The sequence below is a fragment of the Brachyspira innocens ATCC 29796 genome (genome assembly GCF_000384655.1).
GTDB lineage: Bacteria > Spirochaetota > Brachyspiria > Brachyspirales > Brachyspiraceae > Brachyspira > Brachyspira innocens.
The window spans coordinates 1-15,361 of sequence record NZ_ARQI01000116.1 but is presented as its reverse complement, the minus strand read 5'-3'; the positions used below and the strand labels follow the sequence as shown (position 1 = coordinate 15,361).

Here is a 15,361-nt window from a genome sequence, read left to right as displayed (position 1 = left end):
TCAATAAATGGTATGCCTCTTAAATATTATTCTACTTTTATACCCATAGCACGAGCTGTACCCGCAACTATCTTTTTAGCTGCTTCTATATCATTAGCTGACATATAAGCCATTTTTTCCTGAGCTATTTCTTCAAGCTGCTTTTGATTGATTGTAGCAACTTTAGTTTTATTAGGCTCTCCAGAACCTTTTTCTATGCCCAATTTTTTCTTAATTAATGTAGAAGTAGATGTACCTTTAGTAACAAAGGTATATGTTTTATCTTCATATACTGTTATATAGGTATTTAATATTTGCCCTTTCATTTTAGAAGTTTTTGCATTAAAATCTTTAACGAAAGCGGCTATTTGTATCTGCTTCTGACCTAATGCTGGTCCTAATGGTGGAGCAGGTGTTGCCTCTCCGCCCGGTATGCGAACCTTTACAATACCAACTACTCTTTTAGCCATTTTTACTACCTCTTGATTTATTTATTTTTTATAATTTCTTTACTTTGCTAAACTCTAATTCTGTAGGAGTACTTCTGCCGAATATCTCTATTTTTACAGTTACTTTACCTTTATCAGAATTAATATTTTCTATAACTCCATTCAAACCATTGAAAGGTCCATCTATTACCTGAACCTTTTCCCCTATATCAAATTCCATTCCTATAATTTCATTTATCTCTGTTTTAGATTTTTCATCTCTATTTTCAAATATACGGGCAACATCTGCTTCACTTAAAGGAGTAGGTATTATATTACCTTCTTCTTTAGTTGTAGCATGACTACCTATAAAACCAGCAACACCCGGAGTACGTCTAACCATAGACTGTGTTGCATCGTTCATTATCATTTTTACCAAAACATATCCAGGATAAAAAAATTCTTCTTTAGATACTTTCTTACCATTTTTTGTAGAAGTTACAGTTTCAGAAGGTATATATATATCAACTATCAAATCAGACATTCCGCTTTCTTTAGCTCTTTTCTCTATACGTTCACGAACTTTATTTTCATAACCATGCTGAGTATGAACTATATACCATTTATAATCTTTTATATCAGCCATTTCTTCAGACATATTTTTCACCTATTATATCTATTTTTTCTCATGTAGCGAATAGCAAAATATATTACGAAAAGCACAACTACAGCCAATATCAATACCAATGTAATTTTTGAAGATATTAATCCGCCTAAAACAGAACCATCTAACAAAGCCCTCACTACAAATGTTACAATATAATCAGCAGCTCCCAAAAAAACAGAGGCTACTATAAGTAAAATTATAACCACAACTGTTTGATTTATAACATCCTGACGAGTAGGCCATACACTTCTTTCAAAAAGCTCTTTTTTTATTTCCTGTATAGAATTCAAAAAACTATTTTTCTTTTTATCTGCCATAAAGCTTACCTTAAATTATTTTTTAATAATTAAGAACTATTCAGGTCAGACAGGAGTCGAACCTGCAACACCCGGTTTTGGAGACCGGTGCTCTACCAATTGAACTACTGACCCAAAATTTATAAATATATTCTTAAAAAAGAAGTATTTATCTTGATACTTTTAATTCCTTATGAATCGTATGTTTTTTATCATGAGGACAATATTTTTTTAGTTCTAATTTTTCTGGTACATTTTGTTTATTTTTAGTTGTTATATAATTTTTTCTTTTACATTCTGTACATTGAAGATGTATTTGTTCGGTTTTTACTTTAGCACCTGCCATTGTTAGCTCCTCAAATTTATATGACCTATAATTTACAAGGTATTCTATTATATACCCAAAAACAATTTATGTCAACAACTAAATACAAAAATAATATTTTTATATAAAAACTATAAAAACATTATTTTTAATAGTATTAAGCTATTGAAAAACAGATAAGATATATATATAATTTATAGCAAATTTTTTAAAACGGAAAATTAAATATGAAACTCATTAAACAATTTACAATCATTTTTTCTATATACTCTATCGCTGATATTTTAAGCAAAACATTAAAACTTCCAATACCCGGAAATGTAATAGGAATGATACTTCTCTTTATACTGCTTATGCTTGGAATAGTAAAAGAAAATCACATAGACGAAGCAAGCGATATATTAATAGCAAATATGTCAATGCTTTTTATACCAGGTACTTTGGCTATAATGGACGAATACAAATATGTAAAAGATGAAATTATACCTTTTGTAATCATATGTGTATTTATGGTAGTAGTTATTATGGCTGCTACTGGATTATCTGCTCAAATATTTGAAAAATTATTATCAAAATTGAGAAAATAGTATTAAAAAATAATAATTGGAGATTAATTATGAAAGAACTATTTATACAAAATCCTATAATACCAATAGTAATAACTTTAATAGCATATATAATATCATACACTATATATATAAAAACTAAATTACCTATACTTACCCCACTAGTAACCAGTGTAATATTAGTAGGCTTTTCTCTATACTTCATGAAAGTACCATACAGCGTGTATAATGAAAGCGGCGGTAAATTTATAAATGCTCTTGTGGGACCTGCAACTGTAGTTTTAGCTCTTCCTATATACAGAAACCTTCCTATACTTAAAGCAAATCTAGCAGTTATATTAATAAGCATAGCGATAGGAAGCTCTATAGGAATAACTGGTATATTTATATCAGCAAAATTATTAGGTATATCTGAAGAGTTATTTCCTTCACTATTAACGAAATCGGTTACAACTGCAATTGCCGTAGATATTACTGCAAATATGGGAGGAATGAGATCCATTACTGTTTTATCTGTTATTATTTCTGGAGTGGTTGGTGCTATAATTGCCCCTTTTGTATGCAAGATATTTAAAATAAAATCACCTCTAGCTATAGGTCTTGCAATAGGAACAGCTTCGCATGCTGTGGGAACAAGTAAAGCTATAGAAATGGGAGAGACAGAAGGAGCTATGTCTGGACTTGCTATAGGAGTTGCTGGAGCTTTAACTGTTGTACTTCTTCCTATTCTTTATAAACTGCTTTTAATGATATGGGCTTAAATCTATCTTATATTAGATTCCATAATATTTACTATATCATTATTTCTAAAATACACATTGAATGTATTCTCATCATCACCGCATTCTACTCTTGACTCTATACTGCCGTCCTCATTTATCTTTATCAGTATTTTATATATATCTATATTATTATACCAATCATCATCTACATCTTTAAACATAAAGTCCCCATAAGCATTTTTAAGCTCCTCTCTTGAATCAGAAAGTACTTTAACATGAGATTTCAAATTATTAATAATATCCTCAAGTTTCCAAACCTTATGTATACCTATATCAAATAATGTTTCCAAATGCTTACCAAAAACTTTCATAGGCTTAAATACTTTATACAATTCCCAATCATCTTCTTTTATATTAGCATCTGCTACATCAACTAAATCTTCTATATTTATCATAAATTATCTCCAAAAAATATATTTTATCAGTCAATTTTTTTATTAACTATATAAAGTAAAGGCAAAGCAACACCTGCAAATATTATTAAACTATAAAAAATACCTTCTATATCCAAATAATATTTGTATTCAGTGATAGATGCTTCTTTTCTAAAAGGAGTAGGCTTGCTGTCGCCGTCTGGTCCTTTGCATTCCTGCTCTGAGAATAAAACTAAAAGCATAAATGATAATATAAATAAATATTTCTTCATATAAAATAATCTCTTTTTTCTATATAAAATTTTAGTATATTAAAAAAAATTAATAAGTCAATACTTAATTCCCATAAGTGTAAAATTTCTTTAAGTAAATATTTTAAATAGAAATTTATATATATCACATTTAATAAAACAATCATATTTTTAATTACTATATATGGTTATTTTTTTATTTTTAGATTATAATATTTTTCAAAATAATATTAAAAAAGAAGAAATAAATATCATGAACGAAAATACTATAGTTTCTAAATTAACAAAAATATATGAAGAGTACGGATATAAAAAAATAAAATTAAGCAAATTTGAAGATTATAATCTATACAATAATTATAAAGATTTTCTTCAAACAGAACATATACTCACATTTATGAATCTCAATGGAAATCTTCAGTCATTAAGACCAGATGTTACATTATCAATAGTAAAAAAAGTTCTAAAAGATAATGATAAATACACAAAAAAATTATACTACATAGAAGATATTTATAAAATAGATGAAGTTTCAAATGAATATGAAGAAATACAGCAGGTGGGTGTTGAAATAATAGGAACTTTAACTAAATATTCAAATTTAGAAATTATAAGTATGGCAATAGATAGTCTAAAGACAATAAATAAAGAATATATACTAGAAATATCAAGTATAGATTTTATTTCTGCTTTAATAGATGAGCTTAACCTAGATGAAGATAAAAAATTAGAGATTCTTAAATTAATATACAGCAAAAATAAACATGATTTAGAAAAAACATTAATATTAGATAATATAGATGATAAATTAAAAAGCTATATCATATCATTAATAGACATATCTGGAAACTATAAAAAAGTATTAGAAAAAATAGAAAATATAATAATAAACAAAAAAATGCAGCAGGCATATGATGAATTAAAAAGCCTATTAGGAGTATTTGAAAACTATAATAACTTTGAAAATATACTTTTAGATTTCTCCATAGAAAGTAAATTAGGATACTATAACGGAATAATTTTTAAAGGATATATTAAAGGCAATAATGATGCCGTACTTTCTGGAGGAAGATACGATAAATTATTAGATAAGTTCAATGCCCATACACAAAATAAGAAAAATAAAAAAAACGCTATAGGCTTTGCTGTTTATATGGATAAATTATACAAAAAAGATACAGAAAAAAATGAATATGACTTTGACATATTAATACTCTATAAAAGCGGTGATGAAAAGGAATTATTAAATAAAGTACATAGTTTTATAAGAGAAGGAAAGAAAGTAAGAACAGATATATATACTGATGAATATAATACAGAATATAATTATAAACAAAAATATATATTTGATAATAATACTTTAATATAATTATTATTAATTAACTTTATTTTTATTATCAAACAATACTATTCTTGTAACTGTAGGATTAAGTTTTACTATAGTTCCATCATCAAGTTTATGTTCGGTTAACATATTATTAGTTTTTTTTAAGTTTAATTTTTTTACTTTTTTAGGCATATAATCCTCCTTTATTTAAAAGTATATAAATAATAATGCAATTGTCAAGAAAATATGAAAAAATATTATTTTATCAGGATTTTTTAACACATTACTAAATATTATTGAAAAATAAAATTATATAATAGAATACTAATTAAAAATATAAATACTTTTCTTCACATTATATTTAATTATAAGTAAATTTACCTTACTCTTATAAAATTATACTTAACTGTTTTATATATAACAACTCTAATATATAAAAAGTGAAATTTATAAATAATTAAATTTGAATTAATCTAAAACTATTATAATAATTTTATTTTATTTAATTTTTATAGATTGTACTTTACAATAAAAATATTTTATAAAAAATTTATTTTTGACAAACTATAATTGTTTAGGTACATACTAAAAATTATATACTCTAATTGTATAAAATACAACAAATATATTAGACTTGTTTCAAAACTAAATTTATTAATATTTATAAATTTTTAATTTAATATTTTTAAATTATAGTTGGGGCTTTGCCCCAAGCCCCACTTCTTTTGGTGACCCAAAGAAGCAAAAAGACTGAATGTTTATATACTAAAAGAATAAATTATACAACATGTAAAACATATAAATTATATAATAATTAATATTATATAATTTAGCATAAAACAATAAACTATTAAAATTATTTGTCAAGTACTTTTGAAACAAATCTATTAATAATTACAACATTATAAATTGGAGAATGCAAAATATATTTATTTCTTCACTCTTTGGCAACTATCTTTAAGTAACTCAAAAATGCTTCATCTTCACAAATAGTTTTGCCCTCATCATCAGATAGTTTTGCTACAGGTTTGCCATTAACACTTTGAAGTTTCATCACTATATTTAAAGGCTTAGAAACTGGTTCAAAATCATTTGTGATATAGGTACCTATACCAAATGTTACTTTAGCTTCATCTTTAAACTCTTTGTATATAACATATGCTTTATCAAAATTTAGGCTGTCGCTAAAAAGCAGAGTTTTTGTTTTAGGATCTACTCTAAGACTTTTGTAATGATTTATAACTTTATATCCCCAAGTTATAGGATCTCCAGAATCATGCCTTATTCCGTCATAAAGTTTTGCAAAATACAAATCAAAATCTTTTAAAAATTTATCAGTACCCAATGTATCGGATAATGCTATACCTAAATCGCCTCTGTATTCATTAACCCAAGACTGAAGCATAAATTTCTGACTTTCTGCAAGCCTTACTTTATCTAATGCCTGCCCTATTTGATAATATTCATGAGCATTTGTACCTACGGCAAGCAAATCATATTTTTTAGCAAAATAAACATTACTAGTACCAACCAAACAGGAAGACGGAAGTTTTTTCTTTAGTATATCAACAACTTTATTCTGCCAATCAAAAGAAAATCTTCTTCTAGTTCCAAACTCTGAAAGTTTAAATCCATTTTCTTCCTTATGCATAGGTATTAATTTATCATCTATTTTTTTTAATAAATTAATCTCAGCCTGTTCATATGCTTTTCTTCCATTATCTTCTTTACAAACAGTATATGTATAATAAATCTCGCTAATCATAGCAAGCATAGGTATTTCCCAAAGTATAGTCTGATACCAAGGACCTTCTATTTCAACAGTTAATTTATCATTATCAAATAAGGCTTTTACATGTTCTTCTAAAGGTCTGTATAGTTTTAAAAACTCTATATAATCCTTTTTTATAAATCTCAAAGAAGCCAAATATTCAAGTTCATCTTTTTTGAAATTTAAGCTGCTGAAATACTTTATTTGTCTTAAAAGCTCCTCATGCATCTCAAAAGTCCACTCTAGTATATTCCTGCTTTTAAATACATAACGCACCCAAACATCAGAGAACTGTCTTAAAGCACATTGCTGCATGGTGAATTTATATAAATCAGTATCTAATAAACTATTTATTATAGGCTTCATAATTTAATCCTTATTATTTTTATTCATTTTATCAAAAGCCTTTGATATCTTGTAAAGCCTGTAAATACCAGAAACAAAACCAACAAATATACCTATTATTGTAAATAAAGGCCTGCTGTTAAAATGTTTGTCTGCATAATGCCCTACAAAAGCCAAACCAAGTACCATACTTCCAAACTCAGCTCCAAGTGCTGCATATCTTACAGCGTTTTTTAAGTTCTTATTCTCCATCTTCATATTCTAAAGTAGTAAATATCAAAGGATTAACATATTTTGTAGCTATTTTAAGATCATAGTCAAAAATACCAGTCTTGGCATTTCCTAATATTTCACCCTTTTTTACAGTCATCTTCTCAGATACTGCCGAAGTAGCAAGTCCGCTGTATCTTGTAACAACACCAAATCTATGATAAATAGTGATGGTAAATCCGCTGTCTTTATCATATGACACATCATTAACAGTACCTGAAGCAGCCGCTCTTATCAAAGTACCAGCTATAGTTTCAAAACCTATACCCTTAGATATGATAGATCCGTCCTGATATGGTCTTGATATAACAGCGTATCTTGAATCTATAGGAAGTATTGAAGGAATAGATTCAAGCGAATTATTTTTAGAGTTGATATTTGCTCTTAATTCTTCTAAATATAATCTTATTTTTTCTAATTCATCTGCCCTTGAGTTCATAAGCATGATATTATCTACATAGTTATTAGAAAAAGATATAGCATTATTATCTATTTTTAATATACCAGCAATATTAGACATATCTATTATATAATAATCATTAGTTACTACTGAATTAAAAATAGTTTCCAATGAATTTATCTCTGCCAATTTATCTTTATAGCTTCCGCTTAATATTTCTGTTTTACTTGCAAGTACAGTATTTTTGGTTAGAAAAGAAAAAGTAGAAAGTAATGCTGAAATAATAATAATAATAATTATAATTAAAGAATATACTGGAATTGATAACGTTTTAGTTTTCTTTTTAGAATGCGGTATAAACATAAAAAATATTTTATGCGTAAGAAACTGACCAATTTTTTTAAAAAACAAATAAAACGCAGAAGGTTTTTTATTAATATATTTACTACTTTTTTTTCTCTTATTTTTTATATGCATCATAATCTGCTGCCTAATAATTGATAACTATTTTATCAAAATATTGATATTTAATCAATAATAATAAAACAGTTAAAATGCCTATTTTGTAGTATATACATCAACCAAAGCCTCATACATTTGATTTGCTAATTCTCTTATAGCTTTGATGCTTCCAAACTGCCATTCATGTATAAAAGCAGATTCTATAAGTACTGAAGGCACATCTTTTTTTATTTCCTGTTTATTATAAGCATTTTCATAAGCATCGCCTATAACTATTAATCCTCTCAAAGATATTCCTTCTTTAATTAATTCATCTTTATCATAAAATTTCCATACATTATTAGGAAGTACTCTGTCATGACCTATAACAGGAGAGATTTTATATTTTTCCTGCATATGTTCAGATAATTTATAAGCAACCTGCATAGAAGCTGGAAACTCTTTATTATAAGGACTTACTATAACATGAAAACCAGAAGTTTTAGCCCTTCTACTGATATAAGGCATATAATCAAAATGTATACTAAGCAAAAGGTCAAAATTATTATCTATAGCATAATGTCTTATAGCATACATCTCTAAAGTCTGATATCTTGTTAAATTTCCGCTTCTCTCTTCGCCTTTTACTTTTGTATTGTATATTCCTAAAAGCTCAGCATAATTATTAGTCATATATTCTTTAATAGGTCTGCTGTAATATGCTCCGTCTCTGCTTAAAAAATATTCAAATCTGTCATCTTCTGAAAGTATTTTAGCTAATTCTCTAGCTACTCTTAAATTAACATAATATTCATAACCCAAATATCCTAATGCTCCTTTTGTAGCAGCATTATGACCTGGATCTATAAGTATCCTAATTTTTCTATTTTCTATTATATCATTAAATTTCTCACTAGGCGTAGAAACTTTATTTACTTCGCTTTCTCTTACTATATTTTCAGAAACTTTAGTATTTGCTGTAACAATAAGCGATGAGAAAGATACAATTATTAAAACGATAATAACTACTGAAAAAATTATAAAACGGTTTTTGTTATTCATAGTAATTAAATTATCGTAAAGAATTTTATTAAATTAAAGCCCAAGTAAATAATTTTTATATTATAAACTGATGATATTACACAAATAAATATTTTTTAATTAATTATTAGAAATTATAATATTGCCATTATTTAAATCTTTAAATTTGAAAGCTATTATCCTAATTTCTATAAGAATATCATTATTATTCTTTAGAGCTTTTCTTGAAAATAAAACAGTAACTTCTATTTGTTTACTAGTATCAGAATATAAATCCCTCTCTTTAAACAAAAAAGTATCTTCTTTTATCTGCTCGCCTTTCTCTCCAGAAGCTATTTTTTTATATATAGAATCATAAAGTTTTGAAAAATGAGCATACTCTTTTATAATAATATCTTTATACTTATTTACATTATCATCTATAATAATTCCGATAGACATCAAATATAAACCCTCTATACACTTAAAGCCCAATCAATATCTTCTTTTGTTATTTCTGCCTCTTCAGAAATAAAATATGGATATAAATCTACTTCATCTCCTATATTAAGAAAATCCCATATTTTAAATTGGTGACTTATATCACTAATTTCTTTTGCTTTAAAATTATTATATATATGCATTGTAACAGTGTATAGAGCATCTATTTCTATTGACGATAAATTTGATATATCAGGCTCTTTTAAGCTAAAAAATAAACGGGCATCATTATTCTTTTCTCCCTCTCTTATAGCTATAGCATTATCATTCTTGAGTATATTTAAAATTTTTAATATATTCTTAGGTACAGGACCAAATTGTCTTTTTATATATGTATCTTCCGTTAATGTTTTACCAGTTTTTCTAAGTAAAATACCATCTGTAAATAATAATATTTTATTTAATTTTATAGAACCTAATTTATAAGGATTTTCACATTTATCTATTATATAATGAACTGCATTTTTATATTTATCTTCCATAATGAATATCTCCAAAATTTTATAACACAATTTTATATAAAATGACAAAAATAATTTTTAATTATTTAATTTCTTCTTTGGACTTTTCTTCTTCAGATTTTTCTGGAACTATGTTATTTATAGAATCAGCAATTTCTGTAATACGCACACCGAAACATTCATCTATTACAACAACTTCCCCTCTTGCTATAAGCTTACCATTAACAAGCAAATCTACAGGCTCACCCGCCAATTTCTGAAGCTCTATAATAGAACCCTCTCCGAGACTTAATATTTCTCTTACAGTTAAACGTGCTCTTCCTAATTCTACAGTTACATTAATAGTAACGTCCATAAGCAAACTGATATTGCCTGAATTGTTAGGATTATTAGTTACTGTCTTTTTATCTGCCATTATTTTACTTCTGTATATTTATAATAAGTATATTATATATGTTTAAAATATAATTTCAATTAAGTTATAAAAAAAATTTTATTATTTATTTAAAATAAAAAAGCGAGGATTTTAGTCCCCGCTTTAATTTATTGGTAATTATTTTAACTTATATTATCTAGGTTTATTAGTAAGTCTGTCCATAGGATTAATAATATCAGTAACACGAACACCGAAGTTTTCATCTATTACTACAACCTCACCTTTAGCTATTAATTTACCATTAACAAGCAAATCTACAGGCTCACCAGCTAATTTTTGAAGCTCTATGATAGAACCTTCACCAAGTCCTAAAATATCTCTGATAGTCATAGTAGCTCTTCCTAGTTCTACGGTCATATTCATGGTAACGTCCATAAGAAGACCGATATTACCAGTTCCTTGTACATCAGAAGCAGGCATTAAAGAATTAAACTCTGCATGCTGTACGCCAAGCTGAGGACCAGAATCAAATGCCTGATTATCTACAAGTCCAGCCATAGGGTTTGAAGCAGCACTACTGCTAGCACTAGAAGCTGCTGCATTTGAAGCAGGAGCTTGAGAAGATGAAGAAGCAGAACCTAAAAGGCTTTGTAATAAAGGCAGTTCCAAAGCAAATACATATGGAGCATTTTCCACTTCACCTTCAATAGACAAAGAACCGCTTACTATAGCCAAAGGTCCAGGTATATTAATACTGAAAGCATCTTCTAGTATAGAAGTTTCTATAGGAGAATTAGTAAAACTGCCTCCAAACCTAGAAGATAAAGCACTGTCAGAAACTCCCACCATTTGAGAGAAAGCCTCTTTTAATACCTGAGCTACCATATCATTTAAAGCAGCTTCTTTTTGTCCCATCATAAGAGAAGCAACTATTAAAGCCTCATTTTCTCCCATGAAATAGTAAACATTTCCAGTAATAGAGCCTGTATAACCTACTTTAGCTTCTATCATTTTACCAGAAAGCATTTGATGTAAGTTATTAACATCTCCAACTGTAGTAGTAATATTAGTAATGGATACACTTTTAGTAGAAATAGATGATAGCGAAAATGCTTGGTTTTCTGCTATCATTTTAGCAGCTTCATTAAAAAGTTGTTTATCTACATTTCCGCCGCCATTACTAGATGTTTTGGAATCGCCTCCAAAAGCTTCATCGGCACCTTTTAGCAAAGCTTCTATTTCGTCTTGAGATAATGCACCGTCACTCATCATAACCTTAATCCTCCTCTTTTAATAAATCGTCTTCGGTTATATCAGCCTCTCCATCCATAACACCTGTAAGCTGTACAGCCATTCTGCTGCCTGATATACCAGGACGACATAAGAATTTCTTTCTGTTTCCTATCTTGAATATAACAGGATCTGTAATCTTAGTATCAGTAAACTTAACAACATCGCCTTTCTGAAGATTGAGAATGTCTGATAGCGGTAATTGCATAGATCCAAGTTCCGCCGAAGTTTCAACAAATATATTTTGTAATTTTTCTTTTATTATCTTTAAATTTTCGCTAGTGCTTCCTCTTCTAATAGATGCATACCAATACTGAGCTGAAAACTTAGAAAGTATAGGCTCAATAGTAATATATGGTATACAAAAGTTCATCATACCTTCCACATCGGCTACTTTAGTCTCTAAAGTAATAAGTACAACCATGTCATTAGGGCTAACCATCTGAGCAAACTGAGGGTTAGTTTCTATAGAACCCAAACGCGGTCTTAAGTCTATTACCTGAGACCAAGCCTCCCTTAAGTTACCAAGTATTCTTACTATAATACCTTCCATAACTGATAACTCAATATCTGTAAGCTCCCTATTTAAATTCTTAGGACTCTCACCAGGTCCCCCAAACAATCTATCAATTATAGTAAAAGTGATAGATGGGTCAATCTCTAGTATAGAACTGCCTTTCAAAGGGTCCATACTAACTATAGCCAAAGTAGAAGGATTACTAACACTTCTTATAAACTCTTCATAAGTAAGCTGGTCTACGCTTGCTACGTGAATACCTACTAATGTTCTTAATTGTGCTGATAATGAAGTTGTAGTAACACGTGCGAAGTTTTCATGCATCATTTGAAGCGTTCTAATTTGGTCTTTTGAAAACTTATCCGGACGTTTGAAGTCGTATATCTTTATCTTTCTATGCTCTACTTCTACACGTTTAGTATCAATATTATCTAAACTTTCACCAGATGATATAGCACTTAGTAACGCATCTATTTCGCTTTGTGACAATACTTCTGTCATACGAGTATCCTTCTATAAATATTTTTTCCGTTCTTCTTTAATTAGCTTAATAAGAAGTTATCAAATAATATACCATCTATTTGACCATTTCTAAGCATACTATTAATCTCTCGCTTAATATCAGCTTTTAACTGCTCTCTGCCTTCATTAGTTCTTAACTGATCATAAGTATAAGAACTAAGTATTGTAGTAATTCTGTCTCTTATCATATAGAATCTTTCTGGAAGTTCTACTGCAAGCTGTTTCACATTAGTAGTATAAGTTAATATTATACTTACCTTTACATATCTAGCTACGTCCATGTCAGCTGTGTTTACATTGAACTCTGGATCTATACGATATATTGATGGAGGCGGCTGTTTTACCATATCATCCACTACTCCGCCTTGAACCCCTGCAGCTTTGCCTACACTTTTAGAAACAAAAAATGCTATAAGCCCAGATATTAAAGCCACAACTAAAATGGCAGCAACTCCCATAAGGATTTTTACAATCATAGGGCTTAAACCAAATTTCTTCTTTGGTGCAGCTTCGGCTTGCTCTTCTTCGCCTTCATCCAATTCTTCGTCTAAGTTTTCTTCGTCTGCCATATAATTTCCTCACTTAAATTAATATGTTTGTTTTCAATTATATAACAGTAAAATAAAATTAGCAACTCTTATGTTAACTTTAACTTTTTTTACTGTCCTTATATATAATATCGGTAAAGTATCAAAACACTTAACATATTTTTTATGCAAAAGTAAAAAAATAATTATGTTGATTTTTTTCTTTTTAATCGTTATAATCTTTAAAAATTGATTAATTTCATAAAAATAAAGCAATATCTTAAGGAGTATTAAAATGAGAGTTTTATTAAAAGCTGAAGAATATGAAAAAGTTCTTCCTAGATTAGCAGCCGAAATCATAGAAAAAGAAGATATTGAAAAGCTCGCTATTGTAGGAATAAGAAGACGCGGTGATTTTCTTGGTATAAGATTAAAAAAACTTTTAGAAGAAAAAGTAAAAACAGAAATACCTATTGGGGCAATAGACATTAATCTTTATAGAGATGATTTATCTTCTCTTTCAGAGTTTCCTGAAATTAAAGAAACTGATATACCTTTTGATATTACTGGAAAAACTATACTTCTTGTAGATGATGTACTTTATACAGGAAGAACTATTAGGGCGGCTTTGAATGCTTTATTTGAATATGGAAGACCTAAAAAAGTAGCATTATTGGTATTGGTTGATAGATTCGGAAGAGAACTTCCTGTATCTGCTAATTATGTTGGACTTGCTCTTAATGTACCAGAAGATCAGTATGTATCTGTAAGAGTGAAGGAATTGGAAGGTGAAGATTTGGTACTTTTAAAAGATAGAAATTAGAGATGTTGCAATTATGTATTTTACACAATTACACAATAATATAACTATATACATGTAAAAAATCGCAATAGATAATAATAGGTTATAATAAAAAAGGGGCTTATTTAAGCCCCTTTTATTTTTAATCACTAAATTTCCTAAATAATGATGAATACATATCATAAAACTCTGTTTTAGAGAAGTCATTTAAATCCTCAGGCGACATCTTTTCTACTATATTTTTGAAATAACCAAAGAGCTTTTTAAATTTATTAATTTCATTTTCTGATAATAAAATATCCTGTTTAGAACTGTATTCATTACTGCTTCCGCTTGTTTCTTCTGACTCAAATAATTTGATAGCATAATCCAAATCAGATTGAGTTATCTCTCCGTCAAAATCATCATCATCACTGCTATTGGAAGGCTTATGTTCTTCTTCTTCAATTAGTATAGGTCCATTATCATCACCCAATTTAAACTCATCTTCAACCGCTACACTGCTGTCTACATTATCTTTCTCTATAGTTTGTAATTCTTTTTCTTCAGACATATTCGTCTCCTTATTTAAAAGCTCTTCCATAGAATCAAAATTTTCTACAGATTTAACTTTAGTTTCTTCTTGAGCATTATTTTCATTTTTATTATCAGCTATACGTATAAGTTCTTCTCCGTCTTCCTCTTCATTACCCTTGATAATATTTTCAAGCATATTTAAATCAGAATCACGTATCTCATCTATTTTAGCATCATCAGTGGATAAAATACTTTGAAGATCTTCATCTACAGTATTATCTTCTGTTTTATCCACATTGTTTTCATATATTTCTTTTTCTTCAAGTATATCATCGTCTTTTAAATCATCTTTTTTATCATTTTCTTTAACTTCTTCTTGTAATTCATCATTATCTACTGTTGGTTTTTCTGATGTTTCTTCTTCATCTGAAGTAGTTTGATGTTCAGAGTTCAAATAACTATGATACATCGCTTTTTCTTCTTCAGATAAATCTTCCTCTGCATGATTGTCTACTTTATCCAAATAGCCCTCATACATAGCCTTGTCTTCGTCTGTCAAATCTTCTTCATTATTGATGATTTCTTCTTCTGGTAATTCTTCTTTTAT

General features: G+C 28.1%; 22 protein-coding genes and 1 tRNA gene. 4 read left to right on the top strand and 19 right to left on the bottom strand.

Features of this window, described 5'->3' with window-relative positions:
- Nucleotides 1–26: 26 nt before the first annotated feature.
- The 5 genes from rplK to rpmG form a co-directional block, all read right to left on the bottom strand.
- On the bottom strand, nucleotides 27–449 hold the full coding sequence (gene rplK, locus F811_RS0109160) for a 50S ribosomal protein L11 (RefSeq protein ID WP_020004949.1): 423 nt from the start codon (nucleotides 447–449) through the stop codon (nucleotides 27–29).
- A 28-nt stretch (nucleotides 450–477) separates the two neighbouring features.
- Nucleotides 478–1,065 carry a transcription termination/antitermination protein NusG gene (gene nusG, locus F811_RS0109155; RefSeq protein ID WP_020004948.1) on the bottom strand — a complete coding sequence of 196 codons (588 nt, stop codon included), beginning with the start codon at nucleotides 1,063–1,065 and terminating at the stop codon, nucleotides 478–480.
- A 5-nt stretch (nucleotides 1,066–1,070) separates the two neighbouring features.
- Complete coding sequence (secE, locus tag F811_RS0109150; RefSeq protein ID WP_020004947.1) at nucleotides 1,071–1,391, bottom strand: preprotein translocase subunit SecE; 321 nt, start codon at nucleotides 1,389–1,391, stop codon at nucleotides 1,071–1,073.
- A gap of 41 nt (nucleotides 1,392–1,432) precedes the next feature.
- A tRNA-Trp gene (locus F811_RS0109145) sits at nucleotides 1,433–1,505 on the bottom strand.
- Nucleotides 1,506–1,539: 34 nt separating this feature from the next.
- Nucleotides 1,540–1,716, bottom strand: a complete 177-nt coding sequence (rpmG, locus tag F811_RS0109140) for a 50S ribosomal protein L33 (protein WP_008723772.1) — start codon at nucleotides 1,714–1,716, stop codon at nucleotides 1,540–1,542.
- Nucleotides 1,717–1,922: 206 nt separating this feature from the next.
- Here rpmG and F811_RS0109135 point away from each other — a divergent pair, with 206 nt between their 5' ends.
- Both F811_RS0109135 and F811_RS0109130 read left to right on the top strand, forming a co-directional pair.
- Nucleotides 1,923–2,282 (top strand): CidA/LrgA family protein, encoded by a 360-nt coding sequence (locus F811_RS0109135; RefSeq protein ID WP_020004946.1) that lies wholly within the window; start codon nucleotides 1,923–1,925, stop codon nucleotides 2,280–2,282.
- A 29-nt stretch (nucleotides 2,283–2,311) separates the two neighbouring features.
- Nucleotides 2,312–3,022 carry an LrgB family protein gene (locus tag F811_RS0109130; protein ID WP_020004945.1) on the top strand — a complete coding sequence of 237 codons (711 nt, stop codon included), beginning with the start codon at nucleotides 2,312–2,314 and terminating at the stop codon, nucleotides 3,020–3,022.
- Between the two features lie 2 nt (nucleotides 3,023–3,024).
- Here the strand turns inward: F811_RS0109130 and F811_RS0109125 are convergent, their stop codons facing one another.
- Nucleotides 3,025–3,438: a hypothetical protein gene (locus tag F811_RS0109125; RefSeq protein ID WP_020004944.1), complete on the bottom strand. Its 414-nt coding sequence runs from the start codon at nucleotides 3,436–3,438 to the stop codon at nucleotides 3,025–3,027.
- A 26-nt stretch (nucleotides 3,439–3,464) separates the two neighbouring features.
- Nucleotides 3,465–3,689 (bottom strand): hypothetical protein, encoded by a 225-nt coding sequence (locus F811_RS0109120; RefSeq protein WP_020004943.1) that lies wholly within the window; start codon nucleotides 3,687–3,689, stop codon nucleotides 3,465–3,467.
- 232 nt (nucleotides 3,690–3,921) lie between these two features.
- Here F811_RS0109120 and F811_RS0109110 point away from each other — a divergent pair, with 232 nt between their 5' ends.
- The gene (locus F811_RS0109110) at nucleotides 3,922–5,037 is read left to right on the top strand and encodes an ATP phosphoribosyltransferase regulatory subunit (protein WP_026364404.1); all 1,116 of its coding nucleotides are present in this window, start codon (nucleotides 3,922–3,924) and stop codon (nucleotides 5,035–5,037) included.
- A gap of 6 nt (nucleotides 5,038–5,043) precedes the next feature.
- Here the strand turns inward: F811_RS0109110 and F811_RS16775 are convergent, their stop codons facing one another.
- The 11 genes from F811_RS16775 to F811_RS0109055 all read right to left on the bottom strand — a co-directional run bounded on the left by F811_RS16775 (nucleotide 5,044) and on the right by F811_RS0109055 (nucleotide 13,478).
- Nucleotides 5,044–5,187, bottom strand: coding sequence for a hypothetical protein (locus tag F811_RS16775; protein WP_020004940.1), 144 nt, complete (start codon nucleotides 5,185–5,187; stop codon nucleotides 5,044–5,046).
- A gap of 745 nt (nucleotides 5,188–5,932) precedes the next feature.
- Nucleotides 5,933–7,132, bottom strand: coding sequence for a nicotinate phosphoribosyltransferase (pncB, locus tag F811_RS0109100; RefSeq protein WP_020004939.1), 1,200 nt, complete (start codon nucleotides 7,130–7,132; stop codon nucleotides 5,933–5,935).
- A 3-nt stretch (nucleotides 7,133–7,135) separates the two neighbouring features.
- Nucleotides 7,136–7,363, bottom strand: coding sequence for an AtpZ/AtpI family protein (locus F811_RS0109095; RefSeq protein WP_020004938.1), 228 nt, complete (start codon nucleotides 7,361–7,363; stop codon nucleotides 7,136–7,138).
- Nucleotides 7,353–8,258 carry a peptidoglycan DD-metalloendopeptidase family protein gene (locus tag F811_RS0109090; protein ID WP_026364402.1) on the bottom strand — a complete coding sequence of 302 codons (906 nt, stop codon included), beginning with the start codon at nucleotides 8,256–8,258 and terminating at the stop codon, nucleotides 7,353–7,355. Before F811_RS0109090 ends, F811_RS0109095 begins: the two co-directional genes overlap by 11 nt.
- 81 nt (nucleotides 8,259–8,339) lie before the next feature.
- Nucleotides 8,340–9,284, bottom strand: a complete 945-nt coding sequence (locus F811_RS0109085; protein WP_020004936.1) for an N-acetylmuramoyl-L-alanine amidase family protein — start codon at nucleotides 9,282–9,284, stop codon at nucleotides 8,340–8,342.
- A 99-nt stretch (nucleotides 9,285–9,383) separates the two neighbouring features.
- A complete protein-coding gene (locus F811_RS0109080; RefSeq protein ID WP_020004935.1) occupies nucleotides 9,384–9,704 on the bottom strand; it encodes a hypothetical protein in 321 nt (106 codons plus the stop codon).
- Nucleotides 9,705–9,718: 14 nt separating this feature from the next.
- Nucleotides 9,719–10,225 (bottom strand): Panacea domain-containing protein, encoded by a 507-nt coding sequence (locus F811_RS0109075; RefSeq protein ID WP_020004934.1) that lies wholly within the window; start codon nucleotides 10,223–10,225, stop codon nucleotides 9,719–9,721.
- A 61-nt stretch (nucleotides 10,226–10,286) separates the two neighbouring features.
- On the bottom strand, nucleotides 10,287–10,619 hold the full coding sequence (fliN, locus tag F811_RS0109070) for a flagellar motor switch protein FliN (RefSeq protein ID WP_020004933.1): 333 nt from the start codon (nucleotides 10,617–10,619) through the stop codon (nucleotides 10,287–10,289).
- A gap of 153 nt (nucleotides 10,620–10,772) precedes the next feature.
- Nucleotides 10,773–11,852, bottom strand: a complete 1,080-nt coding sequence (fliN, locus tag F811_RS0109065; RefSeq protein WP_020004932.1) for a flagellar motor switch protein FliN — start codon at nucleotides 11,850–11,852, stop codon at nucleotides 10,773–10,775.
- Between the two features lie 4 nt (nucleotides 11,853–11,856).
- Nucleotides 11,857–12,888, bottom strand: coding sequence for a flagellar motor switch protein FliM (fliM, locus tag F811_RS0109060; RefSeq protein ID WP_008722421.1), 1,032 nt, complete (start codon nucleotides 12,886–12,888; stop codon nucleotides 11,857–11,859).
- Nucleotides 12,889–12,929: 41 nt separating this feature from the next.
- Complete coding sequence (locus F811_RS0109055) at nucleotides 12,930–13,478, bottom strand: flagellar basal body-associated FliL family protein (protein ID WP_013114389.1); 549 nt, start codon at nucleotides 13,476–13,478, stop codon at nucleotides 12,930–12,932.
- Nucleotides 13,479–13,731: 253 nt separating this feature from the next.
- Between F811_RS0109055 and pyrR the strand changes: the two genes are divergently transcribed.
- Entirely contained in the window at nucleotides 13,732–14,259 is a 528-nt protein-coding gene (gene pyrR, locus F811_RS0109050; protein WP_020004931.1) for a bifunctional pyr operon transcriptional regulator/uracil phosphoribosyltransferase PyrR, read from the top strand.
- Between the two features lie 121 nt (nucleotides 14,260–14,380).
- Here the strand turns inward: pyrR and F811_RS16770 are convergent.
- On the bottom strand, nucleotides 14,381–15,361 hold a 981-nt coding region (locus F811_RS16770; RefSeq protein ID WP_020004930.1), incomplete at its 5' end, for a hypothetical protein.

What these genes read in the sequence shown, in the direction of transcription:
- rplK (WP_020004949.1), bottom strand. Translation starts at nt 449, where the DNA reads ATGGCTAAAAGAGTAGTTGGTATTGTAAAGGTTCGCATACCGGGCGGA.
- nusG (WP_020004948.1), bottom strand. Translation starts at nt 1,065, where the DNA reads ATGTCTGAAGAAATGGCTGATATAAAAGATTATAAATGGTATATAGTT.
- secE (WP_020004947.1), bottom strand. Translation starts at nt 1,391, where the DNA reads ATGGCAGATAAAAAGAAAAATAGTTTTTTGAATTCTATACAGGAAATA.
- rpmG (WP_008723772.1), bottom strand. Translation starts at nt 1,716, where the DNA reads ATGGCAGGTGCTAAAGTAAAAACCGAACAAATACATCTTCAATGTACA.
- F811_RS0109135 (WP_020004946.1), top strand. Translation starts at nt 1,923, where the DNA reads ATGAAACTCATTAAACAATTTACAATCATTTTTTCTATATACTCTATC.
- F811_RS0109130 (WP_020004945.1), top strand. Translation starts at nt 2,312, where the DNA reads ATGAAAGAACTATTTATACAAAATCCTATAATACCAATAGTAATAACT.
- F811_RS0109125 (WP_020004944.1), bottom strand. Translation starts at nt 3,438, where the DNA reads ATGATAAATATAGAAGATTTAGTTGATGTAGCAGATGCTAATATAAAA.
- F811_RS0109120 (WP_020004943.1), bottom strand. Translation starts at nt 3,689, where the DNA reads ATGAAGAAATATTTATTTATATTATCATTTATGCTTTTAGTTTTATTC.
- F811_RS0109110 (WP_026364404.1), top strand. Translation starts at nt 3,922, where the DNA reads ATGAACGAAAATACTATAGTTTCTAAATTAACAAAAATATATGAAGAG.
- F811_RS16775 (WP_020004940.1), bottom strand. Translation starts at nt 5,187, where the DNA reads ATGCCTAAAAAAGTAAAAAAATTAAACTTAAAAAAAACTAATAATATG.
- pncB (WP_020004939.1), bottom strand. Translation starts at nt 7,132, where the DNA reads ATGAAGCCTATAATAAATAGTTTATTAGATACTGATTTATATAAATTC.
- F811_RS0109095 (WP_020004938.1), bottom strand. Translation starts at nt 7,363, where the DNA reads ATGGAGAATAAGAACTTAAAAAACGCTGTAAGATATGCAGCACTTGGA.
- F811_RS0109090 (WP_026364402.1), bottom strand. Translation starts at nt 8,258, where the DNA reads ATGCATATAAAAAATAAGAGAAAAAAAAGTAGTAAATATATTAATAAA.
- F811_RS0109085 (WP_020004936.1), bottom strand. Translation starts at nt 9,284, where the DNA reads ATGAATAACAAAAACCGTTTTATAATTTTTTCAGTAGTTATTATCGTT.
- F811_RS0109080 (WP_020004935.1), bottom strand. Translation starts at nt 9,704, where the DNA reads ATGTCTATCGGAATTATTATAGATGATAATGTAAATAAGTATAAAGAT.
- F811_RS0109075 (WP_020004934.1), bottom strand. Translation starts at nt 10,225, where the DNA reads ATGGAAGATAAATATAAAAATGCAGTTCATTATATAATAGATAAATGT.
- fliN (WP_020004933.1), bottom strand. Translation starts at nt 10,619, where the DNA reads ATGGCAGATAAAAAGACAGTAACTAATAATCCTAACAATTCAGGCAAT.
- fliN (WP_020004932.1), bottom strand. Translation starts at nt 11,852, where the DNA reads ATGATGAGTGACGGTGCATTATCTCAAGACGAAATAGAAGCTTTGCTA.
- fliM (WP_008722421.1), bottom strand. Translation starts at nt 12,888, where the DNA reads ATGACAGAAGTATTGTCACAAAGCGAAATAGATGCGTTACTAAGTGCT.
- F811_RS0109055 (WP_013114389.1), bottom strand. Translation starts at nt 13,478, where the DNA reads ATGGCAGACGAAGAAAACTTAGACGAAGAATTGGATGAAGGCGAAGAA.
- pyrR (WP_020004931.1), top strand. Translation starts at nt 13,732, where the DNA reads ATGAGAGTTTTATTAAAAGCTGAAGAATATGAAAAAGTTCTTCCTAGA.